Below are 23,403 nucleotides of genomic sequence, written 5' to 3' on the forward strand. Positions count from 1 at the left end.
CGCTCCGAGCTCAGTGCTCGCGCAGGTACCGAACCAGACCCCGCACATCCTCGGGGGCGAGGCTGCCGACCGGTCCGCCGGAATAGGGACTCCAACGGATCATGCCCGATCCGCGTCAGCTCCCGGTCCACTCTCACGGGCGCGCGCCTGATTGCGGGCCGGCCCGGGCCGGAGGCGCTCGACGTGGGCGACCGTGGGGGCCGGGCACGGCACCGTGATGGTGAAGCTGGCGCCGGCCGGTTCGGCGGCCCGGTAGGCGATGCCCAGGCCGCCGGCGGTGGCGAGCTGATGAACCAGGTAGAGGCCGAGCCCGGTGCCCGGGGCGGTGGTCGCCACGCCGGTCTCGGCCCGGGTGAACCGCTCGAACAGATGCGGAACGAAGGCCTCGGGTACGCCTTCGCCGTGGTCGGTCACGTCGATGGTCACCTGGTCCCGGCGATTGGTCACCGTGACCACGATCGGGGGCCGGCCGTACTTGGTGGCGTTGGTCAGCAGGTTGCCGAGGATGAGGTGCAGATGAGCCGGGTCGGCCAGAGCGCTGGTCTGGTCCGGCGCCACGACGGCGACCGGTGTGGCGTCGCTGCTGTGGTAGTTGGCCACCGCGTCGCGTACGGCGTGGGACACGTCGATCAGCGCCGGCCGGGCGTGCAGCGCCCCGGCGTCCAGCTGGGCCAGGGTCAGAATGTCGGTGACCAGGTCGCCGGCGCGGCGCCCGGCGGCGGCCATCCGGGCGACCTCGCCGCACCGGGCCCGGTCGGACAGGGCCGGCCATTCCTCGAGAAGCAGGTCGCCGAGGCCGACGATGGTGCTCAGCGGCTGGCGTACGTCGTGGCTGAGCATGGCCATCACGTCGGCCAGGTGGGCGTTGGCGAGCTGGAGTTGCTCGGCGCGGCGGGTCAGTTCGGCTTCGCCGGCCCGGCGGGCGCGTTCCAGGGCGCGGCGCTCGGTCATGTCGATGATCTGGGTGGCGAAGTAGCGCGGCCGGCCGTCGCCGTCGCGCAACAGGGCGGCGGTGACCGAGGCGTCGACCGTCCGGCCGTCCGAGTGCAGGTACCGCTTGTCGACGTCGAAGCCGTCGATCCGCCCGGCCACGCACTCGCGGCACAGCTGCGCCGACACGTGGCCGTCGTCGGGGTGGGTCAGATCGCTGAACGCGGTGCCGACGAGGTCGGTTTCGGCGCGCCCGAACAGCTGGCAGGCGGCCGGGTTGACCCGCAGGAACCGGCCGGTGATGTCGGTCAGCGTCATCCCGATCCGGGAGCCGTCGAACACCTGCCGGAACCGGTGCTCGCTGAGTTGCAGTTCCCGCCGGCTGCGCCGGGCCCGGCCGGCGGCCGCGACGACGAGCAGCCCCACCACGGCCCCGCCGGCCAGCGCGGCCTGCCCGGCTGTCTCGCTGCCGGACAGCGACGAGAACAGCACGTCCTGCCGGACCGTGGCGGAAAGGCGCCACGGGGTGCCCCGGATCGGCGTCGAGGTGTACCGCCACCAGCTGTCTCCGGCGCGATAGCGGCCCCGCGGTGCCTGCCCGAGCGCGGCGGCCAGCGGTAGGTCGCGGGCGGTCAGGGCCGGGACGCCGGACAGCGGCGTGTTGGCGGCGACGAGATTGCCGGCGCCGTCGACGAGCTGGATCCGGACGCCGGCGAACGTCAACGCGGTGGACAGATAGGCCGACAGCGAGCTGCGCCGGATGTCGACGGCTCCGGAGAAGACCCGGCGGCCGGACGGGGTGGCGAACGGCACGGCGAACGCGACCACGGGGAGGCCCCGGGCCGCCGAGGCGACCACGGCCGACACGGCCGGCCGGCCCTGCCGGACGGCGGTGGCCAGATGGGCGTAGCGGCCGGTGAGGTCCTGGCCGATCAGCGCGGGGTCGTACGGCACGGCCTGTATCACCCGCCCGCGGTCGTCGAGCAGAACCGCAGCCGGGTAGCCGAATCCGGCGACCGCGCGGGCGAAATCGGCGGCCTGGACCGTGCCGGCGGTCAACGACGCCCGGGCCTGGGTGCGTTCGCGGTCGATCAGGTCGGCCGTGTAGCTGGCGACAAAATCGCTGATCAGGCTCACTCGCAGGTCGAAACGCTGCGCCACCTGCTGCCGGCTGGTGTGCTGCTGCCACAGCAGGCCGCTGGTGCCCGCGAGCGCGAGCACCAGCCAGATCAGCAGCGGCACGGCTGCCGGACGCCACTGGGCCGACCACCCCCGCGCGATCCGCACACTGCAACATCGGCCGCGAAGCCACCGACCTGAGCATTTTTATCGTCGGGACCGCGTGTTTATCGTCGGGACCGCGTGCAGCTCCCGGCGACGATGTCGGCCACCCGGCGCACGGCCGGGGACGTCTCGCCGGCACGGAGCGCGAGAGCCAGCTCGATGGTCGGCGCGGCGTTGAGCGCGACGTAGGAGACGCCGTCGAGGTCGAGGCTGCGCACCGGCTCGGGCACGAGGGCGACGCCCAGCCCGGCGGCGACGAAGACGACCAGGGTGGCGGTCTCGCCGACCTCCATGATCGAGGCCGGGCGGAAACCCGCGGCGGCGCAGGCGGCCAGCACCCGCTCGTGCATCGACGACCGGTGGCGGGAGAAGTGCATGACGAACGGCTCGCCGGCCAGCAGGGCGAGATCGATGCGCCGGCGGCCGGCCAGCGGGTGACGGTCGGGCAGGGCGGCCACCAGGCGTTCCCGGCGCAGGATCCGCACGTCGACATCCGGCCGGTCGAGGCCGTCGGGCCGGAGCACCACCAGGTCGTACTCGCCGTCGACCAGTCCGGCCACCAGCTGCGGACTCAACAGCTCGCCGTGCACGTCGAGCTGCACGTCGGGGAGGTCGGCGCGCACCTCGCGCGCGGCGAGCGGCAGCAGGTCGTAGGTCGCGGTGCCGACGAAGCCGGCCGAGACCCGTCCGGCCAGGCCGGAGGCGAGGTGCGCCATGTCGGCCGCCGCGCGGTCGGCGGCGGCGAGGACCGTACGCGCGTGGGCCGCGAGACGCCGGCCGGCCTCGGTGAGCTCCACCCGCCGGGTCGAACGGTTGACGAGCGCGAGGCCCAACTCGTGCTCGAGCTGCTTGACCTGCTGGGACAGGGCGGGCTGCGACACGTGCAGGCGGACCGCGGCGCGGCCGAAGTGCTGCTCCTCGGCCAGCGCGGCGAACGACCGGAGCTGCCGGAGATCCATAAGCGCAGACTATCAATCCGTGCGGACTCCCTATTGGCAATGATCGGTCGAATCGTCGTAGGTTCGAACCATGTCTTCGGCCTATCTGTACGCCGCCGCCCGCACACCGTTCGGCCGCTTCGGCGGCGCCCTCGCCGGCGTCCGCCCCGACGACCTGGCCGTGGTCGCGTTGCGGGGCGTCCTCGACAAGGCGCCCGGCCTCGACCGGGCCGCCATCGACGACGTCGTGTGGGGCTGCGCCAACCAGGCCGGCGAGGACAACCGCAACGTCGGGCGGATGGCCGTGCTCCTGGCCGGGCTGCCGGTCTCGGTGCCGGCCACGACGGTCAACCGGCTGTGCGGATCCTCGCTCGACGCGGCGATGATGGCCTCCCGGGCGATCGAGACCGGCGACGCCGACGTGGTGGTGGCCGGCGGCGTCGAGTCGATGACCCGCGCGCCGTGGGTGCTGCCCAAGCCGTCCCGCGCCTTCCCGGCCGGCGACGTCACGGCGGTGTCGACCACGCTGGGCTGGCGGCTGGTCAACGACCGGATGCCCAGGGAGTGGACGGTTTCGCTGGGCGAGGCCAACGAGATGCTGGGCGAGAAGTTCGGCATCTCCCGCGAGCGGCAGGACGCGTTCGCCGTACGCTCGCACGCCCTGGCCGACGCGGCCTGGACCGACGGTTTCTACGCCGATCTGGTCGTGCCCGTCCCGGATACCGACCTGACCCGCGACGAGGGCATCCGAGCGGGATCGACGGTCGAGAAGCTGGCCACGCTCAAGCCGGCCTTCCGCCCGTCCGGTTCCATCACGGCCGGTAACGCCTCGCCGCTGAACGACGGCGCGTCCGCGATCCTGCTCGGCTCGGAGGCCGCCGCCGACCGCATCGGGGTGGCCCCGCTCGCCCGCGTGGCCGGGCGGGGCGTGGCCGCGGTCGAGCCGCCGATGTTCGGCTACGCCCCGGTCGAGGCGGCCCGGCGGGCGCTGTCGCGGGCCGGGATCGGCTGGTCCGACGTCGCCGCGGTCGAGCTCAACGAGGCCTTCGCCGTCCAGTCGCTGGCCTGCGTCGACGCCTGGCTCGACGAGGGCCTGGCCGACCGCGGGCTGGTCAACGCGAAGGGCGGGGCGATCGCGATCGGCCACCCGCTGGGCGCGTCGGGCGGCCGCATCCTCGGCACGCTGACCCAGCGGCTGCGCGAGTCGGGCGACCGCTGGGGCGTCGCGGCCATCTGCATCGGCGTCGGCCAGGCCCTGGCGGTAGTCCTCGAAAACGTGGGCTGAGGCGCTAGATCAGCCGGATGACCGGGATCGAGCGGTCGGTCTTCTTCTCGTAGCCGGCGAACTGCGGCGCCTGGGCGGTGATCCGCTGCCACGCGGCGTCGTATTCGGCGCCGTGCAGCTGCTCGGCGGTGACCGCCGTCTTCTCCTTGCCGATCTCGATCCACACCCGATCAGGGTGGGCCTTGAGGTTGTAATACCAGGACGGATTCTTGGCGGCGCCGCCGGCCGACGCGACGATCAGCCGGCCACCGGCCTCGTCGTCGAACCAGCGGACCGGGCTCTGCCGCTCCTGGCCACTCTGGCGCCCGATCGTGGTCAGGACCAGCAGAGCTCCGCTCGCCCGCCGCCGGATGCGGCCCATGGTCATCTTGTTGGCGAGCATCATCATCAGCCCACCCGGCTGCCGTGAGCCCCGCGTGCCGTTGCGCCCATCGAAGGTCATGCCCCGACTCTAGGGCTATCGGACCCTAGAAGCTCACCGACTTCGGGGCGAGGAACTCCTCGATGCCGTGCCGGCCCCACTCGCGGCCGAAGCCGGACTGCTTGAACCCGCCGTGCGGCGCCCGCCGGTTGAGCGGCGCCCCGTTGACCCGCACCCGGCCGACCCGCAGGGCGTTCGCCACCCGTTCCGCGCGGGCGGCGTCGGCCGACCACACCCCGGAGGCGAGGCCGTAGCTGGAGTCGTTGGCGATGCCGATCGCGTCCCGCTCGTCATCGAACGGCAGGATCACCACGACCGGGCCGAAGATCTCCTCGCGGGCGATCCGCATCGCGTTGGTGGCGCCGGAGAACACGGTCGGCCGGACGAAGTAGCCGCGATCGAGCCCGTCCGGCGGCGAAAAACCCCCGGTGAGCAGGGTGGCGCCCTCGTCGATTCCGGAGCGGATGTACGCGCGCACCCGGTACCGCTGATCGGCCGTCGTCACCGGTCCGAGCGTGGTCCGCTCGTCGAGCGGGTCGCCGACGACGAACGACTCCGCCTTCGCGACCGCAAGGCGTTCGACCTCGGCCAGCGACTCGCGAGGCACGAGCATACGGGACAGCCCGCCGCAGACCTGCCCGGAGTTGCGGAAGCAGTCGTCGATGCCGTCGGCCACCGCTCGGGGAAGGTCGGCGTCGCCGAAGATGATGTTCGGCGACTTGCCGCCCAGCTCCAGCGCGACCTTCTTGACCGTGCCCGCGGCCGCCGCCATCACGCTCCGGCCGGCCCGCACCGATCCGGTCAGCGACACCATGTCGACCAGCGGGTGCTCGGCCAGCGCCTGGCCCGCGCCCGGGCCGGTGCCGGGCACCAGGTTGAGGACGCCCGGTGGCAGCCCGGCCTCGGCGAACAGCTCGGCGAGCAGGAAGGCCGTCCGCGGCGCCACCTCGCTCGGCTTAAGCACGACCGTGCACCCGGCCGCGAGGGCGGCGCCGACCTTGATGCAGACCTGGTGCAGGGGACTGTTCCACGGGGTGATGGCGCCGACCACGCCGATCGGCTCGTAGCGGACCACCGAGTTGTCGATCTTCTCGCTGAACCGGACGTCGGCGAGGACCTCGGCGACGATGTCGAGGTCGGCGACCGAGGTCGCCGTTTGAGCCGTACGGGCGATCCGAAGCGGTTGTCCCACCTCGCTGGTGATGATCCGCGTGACCTCGTCGGACCGCTTCTCCAGCGCCCGGGCGGCCCGCAGCACGATGTCGCGGCGTTCCTCCACATCGGAGCGCGACCATGCCGGGAAAGCGGCCGCGGCCGAGCGTACGGCCCGGTCGACGTCCTCGGGCGTCCCGTCGGAGATGGTGTCGATGACCTCCTCGGTCGCCGGGTTGAGCACGTCGAGGGTGCCGGGCCCGGCCGAGAGCGTCCACCGGTTGTCGATCCAGACCTCGTTCACGCGTGGCCCTCCTCGATGATGAGCAGCCCATCCAGGGCGACGGCCCGCTCGGGGGTGGCCAGCACCGGGTTGACCTCGAGCACGTAACCGGGCCACGGCAGGGCCGCCGAGAAGCGGGACAGCGCGGCGACGAACGCGGCCAGCGGCCCGAGGCAGGCGTCCTGCCCCTTGCCGGCGAGGTATCCGGCGATGCGCAGCCGGTCGACGACCCGCCGGGCCGAGGTCTCGTCCAGCGGTGCCGGCGCGAACACCACGTCGTCGAGCAGTTCGGTCTGCACGCCGCCCGCTCCGACCGAAACGATCGGCCCGAACGTCTCGTCGCGCAGCGCGGAGACCAGGAACTCGATGCCGCCCGACGGCGCCATCTGCTGGACGTAGACGCCCTCGATCGGGGCGTCGCCCGCACCCTGCACGAGGGAATCCCACGCGCCGCGGACGGCTTCGTCGTCGGCGATCCGAAGCCGGACCAGGCCGGCCGCCGCGCGGTGGGTGATCCGCGGGGAGACCACCTTCATGGCGACCGGGAAGCCGGCCTCGCCCGCGGCGGCCACGGCGTCGTCGGCCGTGGTGGCCAGGCGGCCGGTCAGGGTCGGTACACCGGCCGCGCGCAGCAGGACCGCGACCTGGTCCTCCCCCAGCACCTGCCCAGGCAGGACCACCGGAAGGTCGACGGTCGTGACCTCGGCCGGCAACGGGGCGGCCGCCGCGCCGAGGCCGGCCTGCCGCGCGGCGACGACCCGTCGGAGGACGTCGACCGCGATCTTCTGGTTGTCGAAGACGCGGACGCCTCGCTCGCGGAAGACCGCCCGGGCCGACTCGGGCGCGGCCGGCCAGTAGATCGCGAGTTGCTTGGCCGACCGGTCATGGAAGTCCGACATGTTGGCGGCCGCCTCGTCGGCCCCTCGGGACATGGCCCCGCCCTGCAGCAGCAGCGCGTCGATCTCGTCCGTACGCTCCAGCTCGGCCAGCACGTCGGGCGACTTGGCCCGGAACGCGTCCTGGTTGAACGCCTCCGGGGTCAGGTCGATCGGGTTGCGCAGCGAGGCGATCGGCGGGACGAGCGGGCGCAGCGTGTTCTGCAGGTCGGCGGAGAGCGGGGGCAGTTCCAGCCCGGCCTCCACCACCAGGTCGGAGGCGAGCACGCCGGAGCCGCCGCCGTAGCTCATCACGGCCACCCGCCGCCCGTGCAGGCGCGGCTTGTGGTTGCTGTGCACGAGCGCGGTGGCCACCTCGATGAGGTCCTCCAGCGCGGTCACCTGGATGGCGCCGACGTCGGTGAGGATGTCGCCCCAGATCCGGGCCTGCCCGGCCATGGCGCCGGTGTGCGCGGCCACGGCCCGGGCGCTCGCCGCCGAGCGGCCGCCCTTGAGGATGATGACGTCCTTGCCGTTGGCCCGGGCCCGGCGCAGGGCCCGGATCAGCCGCGGCCCCTCGGGCGTGCCCTCGAGATAGCTGCAGATGACGTGCGTCTCCGGGTCCTCGGCGAACATCTCGAGCACCTCGACCGCGCTGATGTCGGCCTCGTTGCCGGTGCTGACCATGAAGCGGAACCCGACGCCGAGGTCCTGGGCGCCGGAGTGGGCGAACGCGCCGAGACCGCCGCTCTGGGTCACCATCGAGATATGGCCGGGCAGCAGCCGGTCGGCCGTGTTCAGCCAGGACGCGAACGTGCCGCAGAAGCCGATGCCGGTGTTGACCAGGCCGAGGCAGTTCGGGCCCAGGAGACGCACACCAGCGGCGCGGGCGGCCTCGGCGAGGCCGGTCTGCAGCTGTACGCCGTCGCCGCCGTTCTCGGCGAAACCGCCCGCCCAGACCACCGCCGCGCCGATGCCGTGCCGTCCGAGATCGGTGACCACGTCGGCGACGTTTCGGGCCCCCACCGCGAGCAGGGCCACGTCGGCCGGCGCCTCCAGCTCGTCGAGGGACGTGACGCCCTCGTAGCCGTGGACGCTGTTGCCCGACGGGTGGACCGGGACGACCGTGCCGGCGTACCCGAACTTGCGCAGATAGGTGATCGCCTGGCCGCCGCGATTTCCGGGTTTGTCGCTGGCCCCGACGACGGCGACGCTCTTGGGGTTGAAGAGATTACTGAGCGAACCGGTCACTTGAGCGTCCACACCGGAGCGCGCTTCTCCTTGAACGCCCGCGGGCCCTCGGCGCCGTCGTCGCTCTCGGCGATCTCCTTGTCGAGGTGCTTGGCGTAGTCGGTCAGCGACTGCGGCACGGCGGCGGCGAGCCGGTAGAGCCGGACGGCGGCCTGGACGGCCAGCGGCGAGCCCTGGCAGACCATGTCGGCCAACTCCTCGGCCGTCTCCATCAGCTTGTCCTCCGGCACGACCCGGTTGACGATGCCCTGCTGCAGGCACTCCTGGGCGGTCAGCCGGCCGTTGCACAGGGTCAGGTAGGCGGCGGTGGCCCGCGGCAGTTCGAGGTACTTCCGGTGCGGCGAGCCGAGCCGGCCGACGTTGGTGTGCTGGTCGCCGATCCACGCGTCGTCGGCCATCACCCGCAGCTGGCACTGCAGCGCGAGGGTGAGCCCGACGCCGACCGCGAAGCCGTTGAGCGCGCAGATCAGCGGCTTCTCCAGGCCCACGTCCTCGGGCTGGCCGCCACCGCCCCAGTGGAAGATCGGGCTGTTCGGGTCCTCGTGCGGGGTCCGCTTGCCCTCGGCCTGGTATTGGGCCAGGAACTTGACGTCGCGGCCGGCGCAGAACGCCTTGCCCTCGCCGGAGACGATGCCGACGTAGATGTTCGGGTCGAGCTGGATGTCCCGCCAGCACCGGCGCAGCTCGACGTAGATGAACGAGTGCAGCGCGTTGCGGACCTCGGGCCGGTTCAGCCGGACGTACGCGACGTGGCCCTTCTTCTCGTACCGGACGAACTCGAGGTCCCTGGGCGCGGATTCGGGGTCGTAGGGCGACTCGTACGAACTCATCGGTTCCCTTTCGTGGATGACTGGCGGGCCGCGCCGTGCAGCAGGCGCTGGAGGCCGGTACGGGCCTCGACGGTGACGACCTCGGCGGGCAGGCCGCCGACGCCGACCGTCATCGGTCGGATGTCGGTGAGGAACTCGGCCGTCGCGCCGGTGATCCGGAACGGGCGGTCGTGGCCGGGGTAGACGACGTCAGCCAGCTCGACGACCCGCTTCAGCGAGGCGTCGGCCTTCTCGGCGTCGAAGAAGACGTTGGGGCAGAACCCGGCCAGGGCGGCGGCCGAGGAGGCGACGGCGTCACCGGAGATGACGGCGACGCCGTCGGCGGTCTCCACCGCCAGACCGAGCGACCCGGGCGAATGCCCGGGCAGATGCAGAGCGCGTACGCCCGGGAGCAGTTCCTCCCCGTCGGCGACGCCCCGTGCTCCGGCGAACAGGTCCCTGGTCCACGCCGGGGTGGCGTGGTCGCCCGGATCGGGCGCCGCCAGGTATGCCAACTCGTCGGCGTGGGCCAGAAGCTCGGCCCGCTTGAACACGTCGAAGTTCTGGACGTGGTCCCAATGCCCGTGCGACGCGACCACCACGTCGACGCGGTCCGGGTCGATGCCGCGCCGCTCGAGCGCGTTCAGCAGCTTCATCCGGCGGCCGGCGTGGGCCGAGTCGTAGACCAGGGTCCGGCCGTCGTCGGCCCGGACGAGATAGACGCCGCAGGGCGCGAAGTTGCCCTCCGAGGTCACCACCGAGAAGCCGCGCAGAACGATGTCGACGGTCGCCACGAGTCCCCCTTCAGAGGAGCGAGAACAGGTCCGTACGCTGCAGGATCCGGTCCGAGCTGTCGGAGAGCGTGATGCGGCCGCTCTGCATGACGTACGCCCGGGTCGCGACCCGGAGCACGTCGCGCACGTTCTGCTCGACGATGAGCACGGCCGTGTCGCGCTCCTGGCTGATCTGGCGCACCTTGGCCAGCACCTGCCCGGCCAGCGCGGGCGACAGGCCGAGCGACGGCTCGTCGAGCAGCAACACCTTGGGTTGCTTGAGCAGGGCGATGCTGATCGCGAGCATCTGCCGCTGGCCGCCGGAGAGCTGCCCGGCGGCCTGGCGCACTCGTTCCTTGAGAATCGGGAACAGCTCGTAGACGTCGGCGATGGCGGCCGTACGATCCGCCTCCCGCTTGTAGCGCATGCGCGCCGACAGAGCCAGGTTCTCGTCGACCGACAGGTCGGGGAAGGTGTTGCCCAGCTGGGGAACCAGGCAGAGTCCCCGGCCGACCCGCTTGGACGCGTTGAACCGCCCCACGTGCTCGCCGCAGTGCTCGATCGTGCCCGAGCGGCACGGCAGCAGGCCGGAGATGGTCTTCAGCAGGGTCGACTTGCCGCCGCCGTTGTGGCCGATCAGCGCGACCAACTCGCCCTCGCCCAGCCGCAGCGAGCACTCATTGACCACGGTCCGCCGGTCGTAGCCGGCCGAGACGTTCTCCACCGTGAGTACGTCGGTCACACCACACCTCCGCCCATGTAAATGTCCTGGAGCTCCTTGTTCTGGAAGATCTCCTCGGGCGACCCCTCGGCCTTGAGCCGGCCCTGGTCGAGGAAGAGCACCCAGTCCGACACCTCCTGCACGAGCCGCAGGTTGTGCTCGACGATCAGCACGGTCTGGCCGTTGTCGACCAGCCCGCGCAACAGCGCGGCGAACTGCACCAACGTGTCGCCGTCGAGTCCGGAGGCCGGTTCGTCGAGCAGCCACACGTCGGCGCCCATGGCCATTGAGCGGGAAATCGTCAGGAGTTTCTGCTCGGCGTACGAAAGCTCGCCGGCCCGGCGGCCCTCCTGGCCGGACAGGCCGACCTGAGCGAGGATCTCCCGGGCCTTCTCCCGCAGTTGCCTTTCCTGGCGGCGGACGGCCCGCGGCCGGAAGACGAGCGCGGTCGGCCGGTCGCCGAGCTGGTCGGGGAACGACACCATCACCGACTCCAGCACGGTCATGGTCGCGAACAGGCGCAGGTCCTGGAACGTGCGGCTGATGCCGAGGCGCGCGACCTGGCTCGGCGAGAGGCCGCGCAATTCCCGGTCCTCGAAGAGCACCGAGCCGGTGTCGGCCCGCAGCGAGCCGGTGATGAGGTTGAAGATGGTGGTCTTGCCGGCCCCGTTGGGCCCGACGAGGCTGGTGGCCTTGCCTCGCCGGACGGTGAAGGACACCCCGCGGACGGCCTTGATGCCACCGAAGCTCTTGGCCAGATCGGAGACCACGAGAAGGTCGCTCATGACGCGGCCACCTCGTCCCGGGCCGGGTCCCCGGCCTTCTCCCACGCGCCGGCGTCGGCGGGCGGGCGGCGATGTCGCAGCCGGGCGGTGAGCGAGGCGACCGCGCCACCGATGCCGCCCGGCACCGCCATCACCATGATCACCAGCAGCAGCCCGTACGCCGCCTGCTCGAGGTTGCCGAGGATGTCCGGCGGCAGCGAGGCGAGCGAGATGAGGGCCGGAATCCAGGTCAGCGCGATCGCGCCGAGCACCGACCCGAGAACCGATCCGGCGCCGCCGACGAACACCATCGCGAAGATGAGCGTGTTGACCTGGCTGCCGAACGCGTCCGGCGAGATGTAGGAGATGTAGGAGGCGTACATGGCGCCGGCGATTCCGGCGAACGCGCCGGCGATCGAGAACACCCACAGCTTGGCGATCGTCGGTCGTTTGCCGATCGCCTCCGCGGCGAGGGGGTTGTCGCGGATCGCCTTGAGGGTGCGGCCGAACGGCGAGTGGGCGAGATAGAGCAGGAGCGCCACGACGACCGCGGTGACGGCCAGGTAGAACCCGACGAACTGGGCGTCCGAGCCGACGAAGTAGCCGAACGCCGACGGGGCCGGAATGCCGCTCAGGCCGACGTAGCCGCCGCCGATCGACGCCACGTTGGACAGGACGGCCAGGACGATGGTCAGGAAGCCGAACGAGACGATGACGAGGTAGTCGGAGCTGACGCGTACGGCGACCAGCGCGAGCAGAAGGCTCAGCATCCCGCACAGCACCGCCCCGAGCGCCCAGCCGACCAGCACCGGCACGCCGAGCTTGTCGGTGATCTGGGCGGTCGCGTAGGCCCCGATCGCGAAGAAGGCGGCGTGGGCGATCGAGAACATGCCACCGCGCCCGATGATCAGGTCGAACGACGCCGCGAGGACGATGTAGATCGTCATCATGACCAGTTCGGTGAGGACGAAGGTCATCAGACTCCACTCCGCAACACCGTGCGGCCGAGGATGCCCGTCGGCCGGAAGAGGATGAACACGATGCAGACGCCGAACGCGACGGCGGTCTGCCACTGGGACGAGAAGAACAGCGAGCTCAGCGACTGGCTCAGGCCGATCAGCCAGCCGCCGAGGGCCGCGCCGGGCACGCTCTCGACACCGCCGACGATCACCGCGATGAGCGTGATCAGGATGATGTTCTCGGCCAGGCCGGGGTTGACCCCGGTGGTGGCCGAGTTGAACACCGCGGCCGGCCAGAGCACGAGGGCGCCCAGCCCGAACGCCAGGAGATAGCGCCGCTTGGCCTCCAGCCCGACCAGGGTGGACATCTGCGGATTGCTGGCCACGGCCCGGAACGAGCGGCCCAGGTGGGTGTAGCGGAACATGGCGACCAGCGCGACCACCACGACGACGGCCAGAACCAGCGACACCAGCCCGGCCGACGGGATCACGTACTCCCCGATGTGGACCGACGCGGGCAGGCCGGGCAGGTTGAGCGGGCGGACCTGGGAGCCGAACACCACCGGCACCAGGTTCTCCAGCACGATCAGCACGCCGAGCGAGGCGACGAAGATGGCCAGGCCGCCGGCGCCGTTGCGGCGCATCGGCCGGTAGACGATCAGCTCGATGAGCAGCGTCAGGCCCAGGGACGTGACCAGCCCCGCGAGCAGGGCCGGCACGAACCCCCAGGGTCCCTGGAGGGTGGCGACGACGTACGCGACCCACATGTAGACGGCGCCGTGGGCGAAGTGGAACGTCTTGGTGACCGAGAAGATGATCGAGAAGCTCATCGCGACCAGCGCGTAGATGCCGCCGAGGGTGAGCCCGTTGATCAGTTCCTGTCTGAAGAGCACGTCGTCGCCGCCTTCGTCAGTCTGCGCCGATCAAGAACTGGGCTGGACGGTCTTGAAGGGCACGAACTTGCCGTCCGTGATCTTCGAGAAGGTGATCGCCGCTGTCGAGCTGCCGTCGGGTGAGAAGTTCGTGGTGCCGCCGGCGACGTCGAAGGACTTCTGGGCGAGGACGGCCTTGACCAGGTTCTTGCCGTTGTACGGCATCTTGTTGTCGATCAGGTACTTGGCCGCCGCCGCGTAGATCAGCACCGCGTCGTGGGCGAACACCGAGTAGACGTTGGTCGGGTCCTGACCGGGGTAGAGCGCGTCGAAGGCGGTCTTGTACGACGTGGCCTTCGCGTTGCTCGCCTCCAGCGGCTGGGCGATGCCCGAGTCGAGGATGCCGTCGGCGGCCGCGCCGGCCAGCGGGATCAGGTCACCGCCCTGCAACGGGCTCGCCGCGACCAGTTGCTGGTTGAGCCCCTGCGCGCGGGCCTGCTTGACGAACGTGCCGGCCTGCTGGCCGCCGCACAGGACGTAGACGACGTCCGGGTTCTGGGCCTTGATCTTCGCGATCACCGCCGAGTGGTCGACCACGGTGATCGGCTCCGACTGCGCGCCGAGCCAGGTGCCACCGAGCGATTCCCACTCCGTCTTGACCAGGTCGGTGCTGGTGGCGCCCAGCGCGTCGCCCTCGGCGTACATCGCCATCTTGGTGTGGCCGAGCTGCTTGATGTACGGCAGCATGGCGTCGATCTCGGTCTTGATGTTCGGGATGTTGCTGATGATGTTGGGCGACAGCTTCTGCAGCGTCGGGTCCTCGCCGCCCGGGTTGAGCATCAGCAGGCTCCGCTTGGTGGCGATCGGCGCGGTGGCCGTGACGCCGGCGCTGGAGGTCATGATGACCGCCTGCGTGCCGCCCTGGGTGATGAGCTTGTTCATCGCGGTCACCGAAGCGGCCGCCTGGAGCTGGTTGTCGGCGTAGTTGACGGTGAGCTTGGCGCCGTCGATGCCGCCGGCGTCGTTGATCTCCTTCGCCGCGGCCGCGATCCCGTGCTGGAAGTACTGGCCGAGCGCGGTGCTCGGGCCGGACAGGGGAAGCGCGGCGCCGAGGGTGTACGACTTCGGCTTCACGTCGCCACCGCCGCCTCCCGAGCCGCTCTGCTTCGAGCAGCCGGTGAAGAGGCCGAGGACGAGCAGGCCCGCGGAGAGACACGCGACCACACGAGGATTTCGCCGTATATGCATGAGTGGGCTCCCGGAGAGGTGCTTGAGCAAGACGGTCTTTGACGCGCCGCGTAGGCGGGTGTGCGGGTGACGCGACCAGCTGCGACTCGGGGTTGCCGAGGGCGTTTCAGTTGGCAAACATTGGCACGGCTATGTTGGAAAGTCAACACTCGATGTCGCAAGTGTTAATCGGCGATTTCCGCTGTTCAGCGCGCCTCCCGTTTTCAGGTCGGTCAAAGTTGCCCTGAGAGAGATGTTTGATTATTGACATCGCGGATCACGCTCCATACGGTGAGCCGATGCCACCCGACTACGACGACCTCGCGCTGATCGACGGCGTGCGCAGTTCCTGGGGTCTGTGGGGCGCCGACGACCGGCTCGGTTGTCTCAACCTGCTCGACGCCGGCACCGTCCGGGCCGCCCTGGCCGACGTCAACCGCGGTGACGTGCACTCGCTCAACTGGCGCATCGACCTCCCCGACCCGCCGCTGTTCGACCGTCCCCGCGTCCGGCACGAGATCGTCAAGTCGACCACCTCGACCTCGCTCAACGACGTGGTCAGCGACTGGAACACCCAGTCCTCCTCGCAGTGGGACGGGTTCCGCCACGTCTCGCGGCACGGCTCCGGCAACTACAACGGGCTCGGCGACGGGCACGGCGTACACGTGTGGGCCGAGCGGGGCATCGTCGCCGGCGCCGTCCTGCTCGACGTGGCCCGCTGGCGGGCCTCGGTCGGACGGCCGCTGCGACAGGGCACTCCGGACCCGATCTCGGGCCACGACCTGCTCGACACGGCGGCCGCCCAGCGTGTTCAGATTCGAACAGGCGACGTCCTGCTGATCCGCACCGGCTGGATCGCTTGGTACGAGAGCCTCGACGCCGCCGGCCGCGAGCACCTCAAGACCACGTCCAACCTGGTCAACCCGGGCCTCGCCCCCGACGAGGAGACCGCCCGCGTGCTGTGGAACCTGCACCCGAGCGCGGTCGCCGCGGACAACCCCGGTTTCGAGCTGTGGCCGATCGGCGGGCTGCTGCCCCCGGACGAGCGGGCCGCGGTCCTGGCCGACCCGTCCCGCCGGCACGAGATCAGCCTCCACACCCGACTGCTGCCGATGCTGGGCCTGCCGATGGGCGAACTCTGGTACCTGGAGAGGCTCGCCGACGCCTGCGCCGCCGACGGCGAATATCGTGCGTGCGTCACGTCGGCACCCCTCAATCTTCCGCACGCGGCGGCCTCCCCCGCCAACGCCCTGGCGATCAGGTGACCGGGTGCCGACCACATCGCGCTGCTGTTGCGGAGGCCTTCGTGTCCAACGTTGAACCCGTCCGGACCTACACCTCGGCCGAGGACCGGCGGGCCCAGATCCTGGAGATGGTCGAACGCCAGGGGTTCTGCACGATCACCGAGCTGTCGGCCGCCTTCGAGGTCTCCGACATGACGATTCGCCGCGACATCCGGATGCTCGTCGACTCCGACGACCTGCGCAGCGTGCACGGCGGAGTCACCAAGCTCAAGCAGACCGAGATGATGGGCACCGACTTCCTGGCCCGCACCACGCGGATGGGCGCGGCCAAGCGGGCGATCGCCGAACGGGCGCTCGACTTCGTCCCCCGCTCGGGCGCCATCGCGGTGGACGCCGGCACGACAACCCTGGAACTGGCCACCGCGCTGCCCGCCGACTCCCGGGTCAAGGTGGTCACGCACTCCCTGTCGGTGGTAAACGCGCTCGCCGGCCGCGACCACATCGAGGTGATCTGCCTCGGCGGTACCCTGCACGCGGGTACCCAGTCGTTCGCCGGCGCCGCCACCGTGGCCCACATCGGCGAACTGCACGTACGCACGCTGTTCCTGGCCGCCTCCGGCCTGAAGGCCAGCGGCGTCTACTGCGGCAACGACTACGACGCGGTCACCAAGCGCGCGCTGGTCGGGGCGACCGACGAGGTCGTGCTGCTCACCGACTCGAGCAAGTTCTCCATCTCGGCGATGGTCCGGGCCTGCGAGCTGAGCGAGCTCGACCGGGTCATCACCGACGACGGCATCAGCGAGGAACACCTGGCCATGCTCACTTCGCACGACATCGAGGTCATCGTCGTACCCACCGGGAGCGCCTGATGAAAGACACCTACGCGATAGCGTCGATCCCCGGCGACGGGATCGGCCTGGAGGTGGTCCCCGCGGCGTGGCGGGTGCTGCACGCGGTCGCGGCCCGGCACGGCTTCCGCCTGGAGGTCACCCGGCTGCAGTGGGGCTCCGACTTCTATCACCGCACCGGCCGCATGATGCCGGCCGACGGACTCGACGCGCTGGCCCGGCACGACGCCATCTTCCTCGGCGCGGTCGGCGACCCCTCCATCCCCGACACCGAGACCCTCTGGGGCCTGCTCATTCCGATCCGACGGGCCTTCGACCAATACATCAATCTGCGCCCGGTGCGCAGCCTGCCGGGCATTCCCGTACGCGTCCGCGGGGTCGACGAGATCGACCTGGTCATCGTGCGCGAGAACGTCGAGGGCGAGTACTCGTCGGTCGGCGGCCGCATCTACCAGGGACAACCGCACGAGGCCGCGATCCAGGAGGCGGTGTTCACCCGGCGCGGCGTCGAACGGGCCGCCCGCTTCGCCGCCACGCTCGCCGAGGGACGCCGCCAGAAGGTCACCTCGGCGACCAAGTCCAACGGCATCATCCACACGATGCCGTTCTGGGACGAGGTCGTCGCCGGCGTCATGGCCGAGCATCCCGATGTGGCGCTGGAGAAGGTGCTGATCGACGCGCTCGCCGCCAAGCTGGTGCTCGACCCGGCGAGCTTCGACGTCATCGTCGGCTCCAACCTCTTCGGCGACATCCTCTCCGACCTCGCGGCCGCGCTGGCCGGCTCGATCGGCGTCGCCCCCAGCGCCAACCTCAACCCGCCCGGCGACCATCCGTCGATGTTCGAGCCGGTGCACGGCTCGGCGCCGGACATCGCCGGACAGGGCGTGGCCAACCCGATCGGCCAGCTGTGGGCGGGCGCGATGATGCTGCGCCACCTCGGCCGGCCGGAAGCCGCCGACGAGATCGAATCGGCGTTCCGGGCCTGCCTGGCCGCCGGCGTCAGCACGCGCGACCTCGGCGGCACGTACGGCACCGACGGCTTCACCAAGGCCGTCCTCGAGCACTTCTCCAAGTAAGGAAACACGATGCGACTTTTCATCGACGGCCGCTGGATCGACGGGGCCGACGGATCGGTCGAGGTCACGAACCCGTACGACGGCAGCACGGTCGGCACCTTCGCCCGGGCCGACGCGGCCCAGGTCGACGCCGCGATCGAGGCGGCCCACCGCGCGCTGCGCACCGGGCTCGCCCCGCACCGCCGGGCCGACGTGCTCGACGCCGTCCGCGACATCGTGACCCGCCGTGCTCTCGATTTTGCCGAGTGTCTGAGCCGCGAGGCCGGCAAGCCGATCCGGACCGCCCGGGCCGAGGTCGAGCGCGCGCGCACCACGCTGCGCCTGGCCGCCGACGAGGCCCGGCGGCTGCCCGGCGAGGCGGTGCCCCTGGACGGATTCGCGAGCGGGTCGGGCCTGATCGCCCTGACCCTGCCCGAGCCGCTCGGCGTCGTCGGGGCCATCACCCCGTTCAACTTCCCGCTCAACCTGGTGCTGCACAAGGTGGCACCGGCGATCGCGGCCGGCTGCCCGGTCGTGCTAAAACCCTCCGAGCGCACCCCGCTCACCGCCGGGCTGATGACCGAGGCGTTCGAGGAGGCCGGCCTGCCCGCCGGCTGGCTCAACCTGGTCACCGGCGACCCGGGGATGATCGTCGGACGCCTGCAGGACGACGAGCGGGTGGGGGTCCTCAGCTTCACCGGCTCCTCCGCCGCGGGCTGGGGCATCAAGGCGGCCTCGCCCCGCAAGCACCACATCCTGGAACTCGGGTCGAACGCCGCGCTCGTGGTCGACGAGACCGCGGACGTCGACCTGGCCGTGGACGCGGCGGTCAGCGGCGGCTTCTCGTACTCGGGCCAGACCTGTGTCTCCGTGCAGCGCCTGTTCGTGCACAAGGCGGTGCGGGACGCCTTCCTCGACAAGTTCGCCCGGCGCGTCGAGGCGCTGGTCACCGGCGACCCGGCCGACGAGGCCACCGACGTCGGCCCGCTGGTCAGCCCGGACGCGAAGACCCGGGTCAAGCGCTGGCTGGACGACGCGGTCGAGGCGGGCGCGCGGGTCGTCACCGGCAACACGTTCGACGACGGCGGCCTGCTGCGGCCGACCGTCATCACCGACGTGCCGGTGGCGTCGCCGCTGCGCTGCGAGGAGGTCTTCGGCCCGGTGGTCATCGTGGTGCCGGTCAAGGACGCCGAGGAGGGCCTGGCCGCGGCCAACGACTCGCGGTTCGGGCTCAACACGTCCATCTTCACCAACGACTTCGCCCACGCGATCGACTTCGCCCGCCGGGCCGAGACCGGAACGGTGCTGGTCAACGTTTCCCCGAGCTACCGCTCGGACGCGATGCCGTACGGCGGGGTCAAGGACTCCGGCCAGGGCCGCGAGGGGATCCGGTACGCGGTGGCGTCGCTCGTGCACCAGAAGCTGGTCGTGCTCAACGCCGGAACCCGCACGGCACGGGCCGAGGAGTGAACCCTTTTCAAGCCGGCTTCGGGCGAACGACCTCCGGGCCGTTGTCCGCTGCCGGCTCTCCGGCCCTCGCCATCTTGAAAAGAGTTCACTGATGATCCTGCCGCTCGACGAGGCCGTACGCCGGTTCGTCCGGCCCGGCATGGCCTTGCACCTCGGCTACGGCGGCGGCCGGCCCAACGCGGCGGTCGCCGAGATCATCCGCCGGTACCACGGGACCTCGCCCGGCTTCACGGTCAGCGCCCACGGGCTCGTCAACACTCAGCACGCGCTCGTCGAGGCCGGGCTCGTCCGGCACCTGGTCGTCGCCTACGCGGGCGAGAACTACCCCTCCCCGCGGCCCAATCCCGCGCTGCAGCGGGCGATCCGCGACGGCCGGGTCACCATCGAGAACTGGTCACTGTGGACACTCACGGCTCGGCTCGTCGCGGGGGCGCTCGGCGTCGACGGCTATCCGACCCGCTCCCTCGCCGGCAGCGGGATGGCGGCCGAACACGACGGCACCGCCTTCCAGACGCGCAAGGGCTTCGAGCGTGCGGAAAACATGGTCAAGGCGTACCGGCCCGACCTGACGCTGATCCACGGGCTCGCGGCCGACGAGGCCGGCAACGTGCTGCTGCCGCCGCCGTACGGCGAGGGCGCGTGGGGATCGCTGGCCGCGCGCGACGGGGTCGTCGCGTGCGTCGAGCGGATCGTCGACGCCGACACGATCCGCCGGCACAACACGATGCCGATGATTCCCGCCCACGCCGTCCGGGCCGTGTGCGTCACGCCGTTCGGCTCCCATCCGTACGGCCTGGACACGACCGGCTTCGACGAGCTCGACGGCTACGGTGAGGACGACGCGTTCATGGCCTCGGTGCGCTCGGCCGCGCGGGAACCGGAGACGTTCCGTGCCTGGATCGACGAGTGGATCGTCGCGCCCGGATCCCACGACGGGTTCCTGGCCAAGCTCCGCGAGCGCGCGCCGCGGGACGCCCCGGCCCCGGTGGCGGCACGCACCGGACCGGCGAGCGACGACGAACGGATGACGCTCGCCGCCGTCCGCGTGCTGCGCGACCGGATCGCCTCGGCCGGCCACCGGATCGTGCTGTCCGGCATCGGGTTCGCCCACCTCGCCGCGTGGACCGCCGCGCGGCCCCTGCAGGACCGCGGCGAACCGGTGAGCCTCGCCGCCGAACTGGGCATGTTCGGCTTCCGTCCGCAGCCCGGCGACCCCTACTTGTTCGCCCGCCGGAACATGCCGACCTGCCTGCAGCTCACCGACGTCATGGCGGTGCTCGGCCGGGACGTGAGCGGCCCGGCGGCATCGAGCCTGGCGGTGCTGGGGGCCGGCGAGCTCGACCGGCACGGCAACATCAACTCGACGTGGTCGGCGTCCGGGGACTTCGTCGTAGGTTCCGGCGGGGCCAACGACGTGGCGACCGCGGCGGACGAGGTGGTCGTCGTCATCCGGCACGGCCGCGAGCGGCTGCTCGACCGGGTCGGCTACGTGACCGCGCCGGGCGACCGGGTGAGCACGGTCGTCACCTCCAAGGCGGTGCTCGAACGCCGCGACGGCGAATTCGTGGCCACCCGCCTCCTCGGTGACGCCGACGCCGAGTCGGTCCGCGCCGACACCGGATGGGATCTGCCGATCGCGCCCGACGTGACGCGGGAGCCCGACCCGGCGGCCGAGGACCTGGCCGTGCTGCGCTCCTTCGACCCGGCAGGCGTGTTCCTCAGGTGAGCCGGGCCTCCCGAGCGGCCGACGCGAACGACCGCAGGCGCTCGGCGGCCACGGTGTCGAGCGCGGTCTCGATGTCGGTGCGGTCGAGCACCGTGCTCCACACCGCCCGGCCGGCCAGGAAACCGTGCGCCCCACCGGCGACCGCCTCGGTCATCGCCGGCCGGAAATCCTCGGCCCGCACGCCGTTGGACAGCACCACCCAGGGCCGCCCGAGCGCCCGGTCGAACGCGACCGAGGCCTCCCGCACCCGCGAGACGTCGCCGGGCAGATATCCCGGCATCTCGGCCTTGTACACGTCCACGCCGAACGAGCACAGCTCGAGCGCGGCGGTGAAGATGGCCTCGTGCCGTTCCCCGGCCGCCGTCCACGGCCGGCCGGCCGGGGGCCGCACGATCCCCTCGACCAGGCTCACCAGCCCGCAGCGCCGGCACAGCTCGGCGAATCGCTCCATCAGCCGCGCCCGTTCGTCGAGGCCGGAGTCGGGGCGCCACAGCACGAGCAGCTTCAGCGCGTGCGCGCCGACCTCCTCGGCCACCGCCGGGGTGATCCGCTCGTCGAGACCGGAGTCGAGCACCGGCTGCCCCGGCGGCTGGTCGAACACGTCGGCGGCCAGGATCAGCCCGGTCGACGGCGGCAACGCGGCGCGGCACTCGGGACGCCGCGCGGTCTCCAGTTCGAGCAGCAGCGCGGTGGCGAGCGGGGCGAGGGCCCGCACGCCGGCCAGTTTGAACTCGTCGAACGGGGCACCGCCGTGCTCGCGCAGCATCGTCCGCAGGGATTCCCGGTGGTCCAGCGCGGCCATCGCGAAGACACCGTCAGCGCCGGAGAGGGGCTTCAGAGAATGGACCATAGGAACGATGATATGACCACCATCGCGTTCATCGGGCTCGGCGTCATGGGTGCTCCCATGGCCCGGAACGTGCTCGCGGCCGGTTACGGCGTCGTCGCGTACAACCGGAGCCCGGGGAAGGTCGAAGCCTTCGTCGCCGACGGCGGGCGAGGGGCCGCCTCGATCGCGGAGGCGGTGACGGGCGCCGATGCCGTCGTCACGATGCTGCCGGACACCGACGACGTCGCCGAGGTGGTCCGCGAGATCCTCCTCCACGCCGCCCCGGGCACGCTGATCATCGACATGTCGACGATCCGCCCTGACGTGACCCGGCAGCTGGCGGCGGAGTGCGGCCGGTTCGTCGACGCGCCAGTGAGCGGCGGTGAGCAAGGCGCGATCGACGGCACGCTGTCGGTCATGGCGGGCGGGAGCGCCGAGGACTTCGCCGCCGCAAACCCGATCCTGGAAGCGGTCGGCCGGACGATCGTCCACGTCGGACCCGTCGGCTCGGGGCAGACCGTCAAGGCGGCCAACCAGCTGATCGTCGCCGGCACCATCGAACTGGTCGCCGAGGCGCTCACCTTCCTCGACGTATCCGGGGTCTCCCTCACACCGGCCGTCGAGGTGCTCGCCGGTGGCCTGGCCGGCAGTGCGGTCCTCGACCGCAAGGCCCCGGCGATGCTCGCGCGGTCGTTCGAGCCCGGCTTCCGGGCCGACCTGCACCACAAGGACCTCGGCATCTTCACCTCGTCGGCCCGCGAGCTGGGCGTCGCTGCGCCGGTCGGCACGCTGGTCGCCACGCTGATGGCGGCCCTGCGGGCGCAGGGCCGCGGCAGCCTTGATCATGCCGCACTCGTGCTGCTCGTCGAACAGCTCTCCGGGAGGACCCGATGATGAGGGCCGGTCGCTACGAGCTGGTGGCCAACGTGTCGCTGCTCTTCACCGAGGTGCCGCTGCTCGACCGGTTCGTGGCCGCCCGGGACGCCGGCTTCGGCGCCGTCGAGTGCTGGTGGCCCTTCCCGTCGGCGGCGCCGCCCCAGGCCGAGATCGACGCGTTGCTCGCCGGCGCCGGCGGGGACCTGGCCGGGATGAACTTCTACGCCGGCGACATGGCCGGCGGCGAGCGTGGCGTGCTCAGCCACCCCGGCCGTACGGACGAGTTCGCCAGCAGCCTCGACGTCGTCGCGCAGGTGGCCGAGCGGACCGGTTGTGCCGTCTTCAACGCCCTCTACGGGCAGGACGGGCCCGATTTCAGCCCGGCGACCGCCGTCACCAACCTGCGGACGGCCGCCGACCGGCTGCTTCCGCTGGGCGCGACGGTGGTGCTCGAACCACTGACCGACGGCGAGAACGGCGCTTATCCGCTGCGGACCGCGGCCGACGCGATCCGGGTGCTCGACGAGGCCGGCCGGCCGAACACCGGGCTGCTGCTCGACACCTACCACCTGACGAACAACGGCGACGACCTGCTCGCGGTGATCAGGGACCACGCCGACCGAATCCGGCACGTGCAGCTGGCCGACGCGCCGGGGCGGCACGAGCCCGGCACCGGTCGGATCGACTTCCGGGCGGTGCTCCGAGCGCTCGAGACGGCGGGCTACGACGGCCGCGTGGCCGCCGAATACCGGCCGGCGGGCACGACCACGGCCGGGCTGGGCTGGATCGCCGGTCTGGCGTAGGGCTATCG

Annotated in this window: 21 protein-coding genes; 8 read left to right on the top strand and 13 right to left on the bottom strand. The window is 71.6% G+C overall.

Annotation, left to right across the window (positions count from 1 at the left end):
- Positions 1-99: 99 nt before the first annotated feature.
- Together AB0M88_RS20390 and AB0M88_RS20395 are read right to left on the bottom strand one after the other, a co-directional pair.
- Entirely contained in the window at positions 100-2,217 is a 2,118-nt protein-coding gene (locus AB0M88_RS20390; protein ID WP_364104126.1) for a PAS domain S-box protein, read from the bottom strand.
- Between the two features lie 59 nt (positions 2,218-2,276).
- Complete coding sequence (locus AB0M88_RS20395; RefSeq protein ID WP_364104129.1) at positions 2,277-3,173, bottom strand: LysR family transcriptional regulator; 897 nt, start codon at positions 3,171-3,173, stop codon at positions 2,277-2,279.
- Positions 3,174-3,243: 70 nt separating this feature from the next.
- Between AB0M88_RS20395 and AB0M88_RS20400 the strand changes: the two genes are divergently transcribed.
- Complete coding sequence (locus AB0M88_RS20400) at positions 3,244-4,437, top strand: thiolase family protein (RefSeq protein WP_364104132.1); 1,194 nt, start codon at positions 3,244-3,246, stop codon at positions 4,435-4,437.
- Positions 4,438-4,441: 4 nt separating this feature from the next.
- Here AB0M88_RS20400 and AB0M88_RS20405 read toward each other — a convergent pair whose 3' ends face one another.
- The 10 genes from AB0M88_RS20405 to AB0M88_RS20450 are packed head-to-tail and all read right to left on the bottom strand — an operon-like array spanning position 4,442 to position 14,565.
- Positions 4,442-4,879 (bottom strand): nitroreductase/quinone reductase family protein, encoded by a 438-nt coding sequence (locus tag AB0M88_RS20405; protein ID WP_364104135.1) that lies wholly within the window; start codon positions 4,877-4,879, stop codon positions 4,442-4,444.
- Between the two features lie 25 nt (positions 4,880-4,904).
- Positions 4,905-6,314, bottom strand: coding sequence for an aldehyde dehydrogenase family protein (locus AB0M88_RS20410; RefSeq protein WP_364104138.1), 1,410 nt, complete (start codon positions 6,312-6,314; stop codon positions 4,905-4,907).
- Positions 6,311-8,431 carry an acetate--CoA ligase family protein gene (locus AB0M88_RS20415; protein ID WP_364104141.1) on the bottom strand — a complete coding sequence of 707 codons (2,121 nt, stop codon included), beginning with the start codon at positions 8,429-8,431 and terminating at the stop codon, positions 6,311-6,313. The genes AB0M88_RS20410 and AB0M88_RS20415 overlap by 4 nt, the downstream gene beginning before the upstream one ends.
- Positions 8,416-9,249, bottom strand: coding sequence for an enoyl-CoA hydratase-related protein (locus tag AB0M88_RS20420; protein ID WP_364104144.1), 834 nt, complete (start codon positions 9,247-9,249; stop codon positions 8,416-8,418). The genes AB0M88_RS20415 and AB0M88_RS20420 overlap by 16 nt, the downstream gene beginning before the upstream one ends.
- Positions 9,246-10,022, bottom strand: a complete 777-nt coding sequence (locus AB0M88_RS20425; protein WP_364104147.1) for an MBL fold metallo-hydrolase — start codon at positions 10,020-10,022, stop codon at positions 9,246-9,248. The genes AB0M88_RS20420 and AB0M88_RS20425 overlap by 4 nt, the downstream gene beginning before the upstream one ends.
- Before the next feature lie 10 nt (positions 10,023-10,032).
- Positions 10,033-10,743, bottom strand: a complete 711-nt coding sequence (locus tag AB0M88_RS20430; RefSeq protein ID WP_364104150.1) for an ABC transporter ATP-binding protein — start codon at positions 10,741-10,743, stop codon at positions 10,033-10,035.
- On the bottom strand, positions 10,740-11,507 hold the full coding sequence (locus tag AB0M88_RS20435) for an ABC transporter ATP-binding protein (protein ID WP_364104153.1): 768 nt from the start codon (positions 11,505-11,507) through the stop codon (positions 10,740-10,742). The genes AB0M88_RS20430 and AB0M88_RS20435 overlap by 4 nt, the downstream gene beginning before the upstream one ends.
- Positions 11,504-12,463 (bottom strand): branched-chain amino acid ABC transporter permease, encoded by a 960-nt coding sequence (locus AB0M88_RS20440; protein ID WP_364104156.1) that lies wholly within the window; start codon positions 12,461-12,463, stop codon positions 11,504-11,506. Before AB0M88_RS20440 ends, AB0M88_RS20435 begins: the two co-directional genes overlap by 4 nt.
- On the bottom strand, positions 12,463-13,338 hold the full coding sequence (locus AB0M88_RS20445) for a branched-chain amino acid ABC transporter permease (protein ID WP_364104159.1): 876 nt from the start codon (positions 13,336-13,338) through the stop codon (positions 12,463-12,465). Before AB0M88_RS20445 ends, AB0M88_RS20440 begins: the two co-directional genes overlap by 1 nt.
- 30 nt (positions 13,339-13,368) lie before the next feature.
- A complete protein-coding gene (locus AB0M88_RS20450) occupies positions 13,369-14,565 on the bottom strand; it encodes an ABC transporter substrate-binding protein (RefSeq protein ID WP_364104162.1) in 1,197 nt (398 codons plus the stop codon).
- Positions 14,566-14,843: 278 nt separating this feature from the next.
- On the opposite strand from AB0M88_RS20450, the gene AB0M88_RS20455 reads away from it, so the two are divergent.
- The 5 genes from AB0M88_RS20455 (at position 14,844) to AB0M88_RS20475 (ending at position 20,887) form a co-directional block, all read left to right on the top strand.
- The gene (locus AB0M88_RS20455) at positions 14,844-15,809 is read left to right on the top strand and encodes a cyclase family protein (protein ID WP_364104165.1); all 966 of its coding nucleotides are present in this window, start codon (positions 14,844-14,846) and stop codon (positions 15,807-15,809) included.
- Positions 15,810-15,850: 41 nt separating this feature from the next.
- Positions 15,851-16,657, top strand: a complete 807-nt coding sequence (locus tag AB0M88_RS20460; protein WP_364104167.1) for a DeoR/GlpR family DNA-binding transcription regulator — start codon at positions 15,851-15,853, stop codon at positions 16,655-16,657.
- Complete coding sequence (locus AB0M88_RS20465; RefSeq protein WP_364104170.1) at positions 16,657-17,712, top strand: tartrate dehydrogenase; 1,056 nt, start codon at positions 16,657-16,659, stop codon at positions 17,710-17,712. Before AB0M88_RS20460 ends, AB0M88_RS20465 begins: the two co-directional genes overlap by 1 nt.
- Positions 17,713-17,721: 9 nt before the next feature.
- Entirely contained in the window at positions 17,722-19,161 is a 1,440-nt protein-coding gene (locus tag AB0M88_RS20470) for an aldehyde dehydrogenase family protein (protein WP_364104173.1), read from the top strand.
- 91 nt (positions 19,162-19,252) lie between these two features.
- A complete protein-coding gene (locus tag AB0M88_RS20475; RefSeq protein WP_364104176.1) occupies positions 19,253-20,887 on the top strand; it encodes a CoA-transferase in 1,635 nt (544 codons plus the stop codon).
- Here the strand turns inward: AB0M88_RS20475 and AB0M88_RS20480 are convergent.
- The gene (locus AB0M88_RS20480) at positions 20,880-21,737 is read right to left on the bottom strand and encodes a hypothetical protein (RefSeq protein WP_364104179.1); all 858 of its coding nucleotides are present in this window, start codon (positions 21,735-21,737) and stop codon (positions 20,880-20,882) included. The two genes, AB0M88_RS20475 and AB0M88_RS20480, sit on opposite strands and share 8 nt — an antisense overlap.
- Before the next feature lie 12 nt (positions 21,738-21,749).
- On the opposite strand from AB0M88_RS20480, the gene AB0M88_RS20485 reads away from it, so the two are divergent.
- Positions 21,750-22,610, top strand: coding sequence for an NAD(P)-dependent oxidoreductase (locus AB0M88_RS20485; RefSeq protein WP_364104182.1), 861 nt, complete (start codon positions 21,750-21,752; stop codon positions 22,608-22,610).
- On the top strand, positions 22,607-23,395 hold the full coding sequence (locus tag AB0M88_RS20490) for a TIM barrel protein (protein WP_364104185.1): 789 nt from the start codon (positions 22,607-22,609) through the stop codon (positions 23,393-23,395). Before AB0M88_RS20485 ends, AB0M88_RS20490 begins: the two co-directional genes overlap by 4 nt.
- The last annotated feature ends 8 nt before the right edge of the window (positions 23,396-23,403 follow it).

Source organism: Actinoplanes sp. NPDC051411 (genome assembly GCF_040682075.1).
Classification (GTDB): domain Bacteria; phylum Actinomycetota; class Actinomycetes; order Mycobacteriales; family Micromonosporaceae; genus Actinoplanes.

What these genes read in the sequence shown, in the direction of transcription:
- AB0M88_RS20455 (WP_364104165.1), top strand. Translation starts at nt 14,844, where the DNA reads ATGCCACCCGACTACGACGACCTCGCGCTGATCGACGGCGTGCGCAGT.
- AB0M88_RS20400 (WP_364104132.1), top strand. Translation starts at nt 3,244, where the DNA reads ATGTCTTCGGCCTATCTGTACGCCGCCGCCCGCACACCGTTCGGCCGC.
- AB0M88_RS20490 (WP_364104185.1), top strand. Translation starts at nt 22,607, where the DNA reads ATGATGAGGGCCGGTCGCTACGAGCTGGTGGCCAACGTGTCGCTGCTC.
- AB0M88_RS20395 (WP_364104129.1), bottom strand. Translation starts at nt 3,173, where the DNA reads ATGGATCTCCGGCAGCTCCGGTCGTTCGCCGCGCTGGCCGAGGAGCAG.
- AB0M88_RS20440 (WP_364104156.1), bottom strand. Translation starts at nt 12,463, where the DNA reads ATGACCTTCGTCCTCACCGAACTGGTCATGATGACGATCTACATCGTC.
- AB0M88_RS20475 (WP_364104176.1), top strand. Translation starts at nt 19,253, where the DNA reads ATGATCCTGCCGCTCGACGAGGCCGTACGCCGGTTCGTCCGGCCCGGC.
- AB0M88_RS20435 (WP_364104153.1), bottom strand. Translation starts at nt 11,507, where the DNA reads ATGAGCGACCTTCTCGTGGTCTCCGATCTGGCCAAGAGCTTCGGTGGC.
- AB0M88_RS20405 (WP_364104135.1), bottom strand. Translation starts at nt 4,879, where the DNA reads ATGACCTTCGATGGGCGCAACGGCACGCGGGGCTCACGGCAGCCGGGT.
- AB0M88_RS20420 (WP_364104144.1), bottom strand. Translation starts at nt 9,249, where the DNA reads ATGAGTTCGTACGAGTCGCCCTACGACCCCGAATCCGCGCCCAGGGAC.
- AB0M88_RS20485 (WP_364104182.1), top strand. Translation starts at nt 21,750, where the DNA reads ATGACCACCATCGCGTTCATCGGGCTCGGCGTCATGGGTGCTCCCATG.
- AB0M88_RS20450 (WP_364104162.1), bottom strand. Translation starts at nt 14,565, where the DNA reads ATGCATATACGGCGAAATCCTCGTGTGGTCGCGTGTCTCTCCGCGGGC.
- AB0M88_RS20465 (WP_364104170.1), top strand. Translation starts at nt 16,657, where the DNA reads ATGAAAGACACCTACGCGATAGCGTCGATCCCCGGCGACGGGATCGGC.
- AB0M88_RS20480 (WP_364104179.1), bottom strand. Translation starts at nt 21,737, where the DNA reads ATGGTCCATTCTCTGAAGCCCCTCTCCGGCGCTGACGGTGTCTTCGCG.
- AB0M88_RS20470 (WP_364104173.1), top strand. Translation starts at nt 17,722, where the DNA reads ATGCGACTTTTCATCGACGGCCGCTGGATCGACGGGGCCGACGGATCG.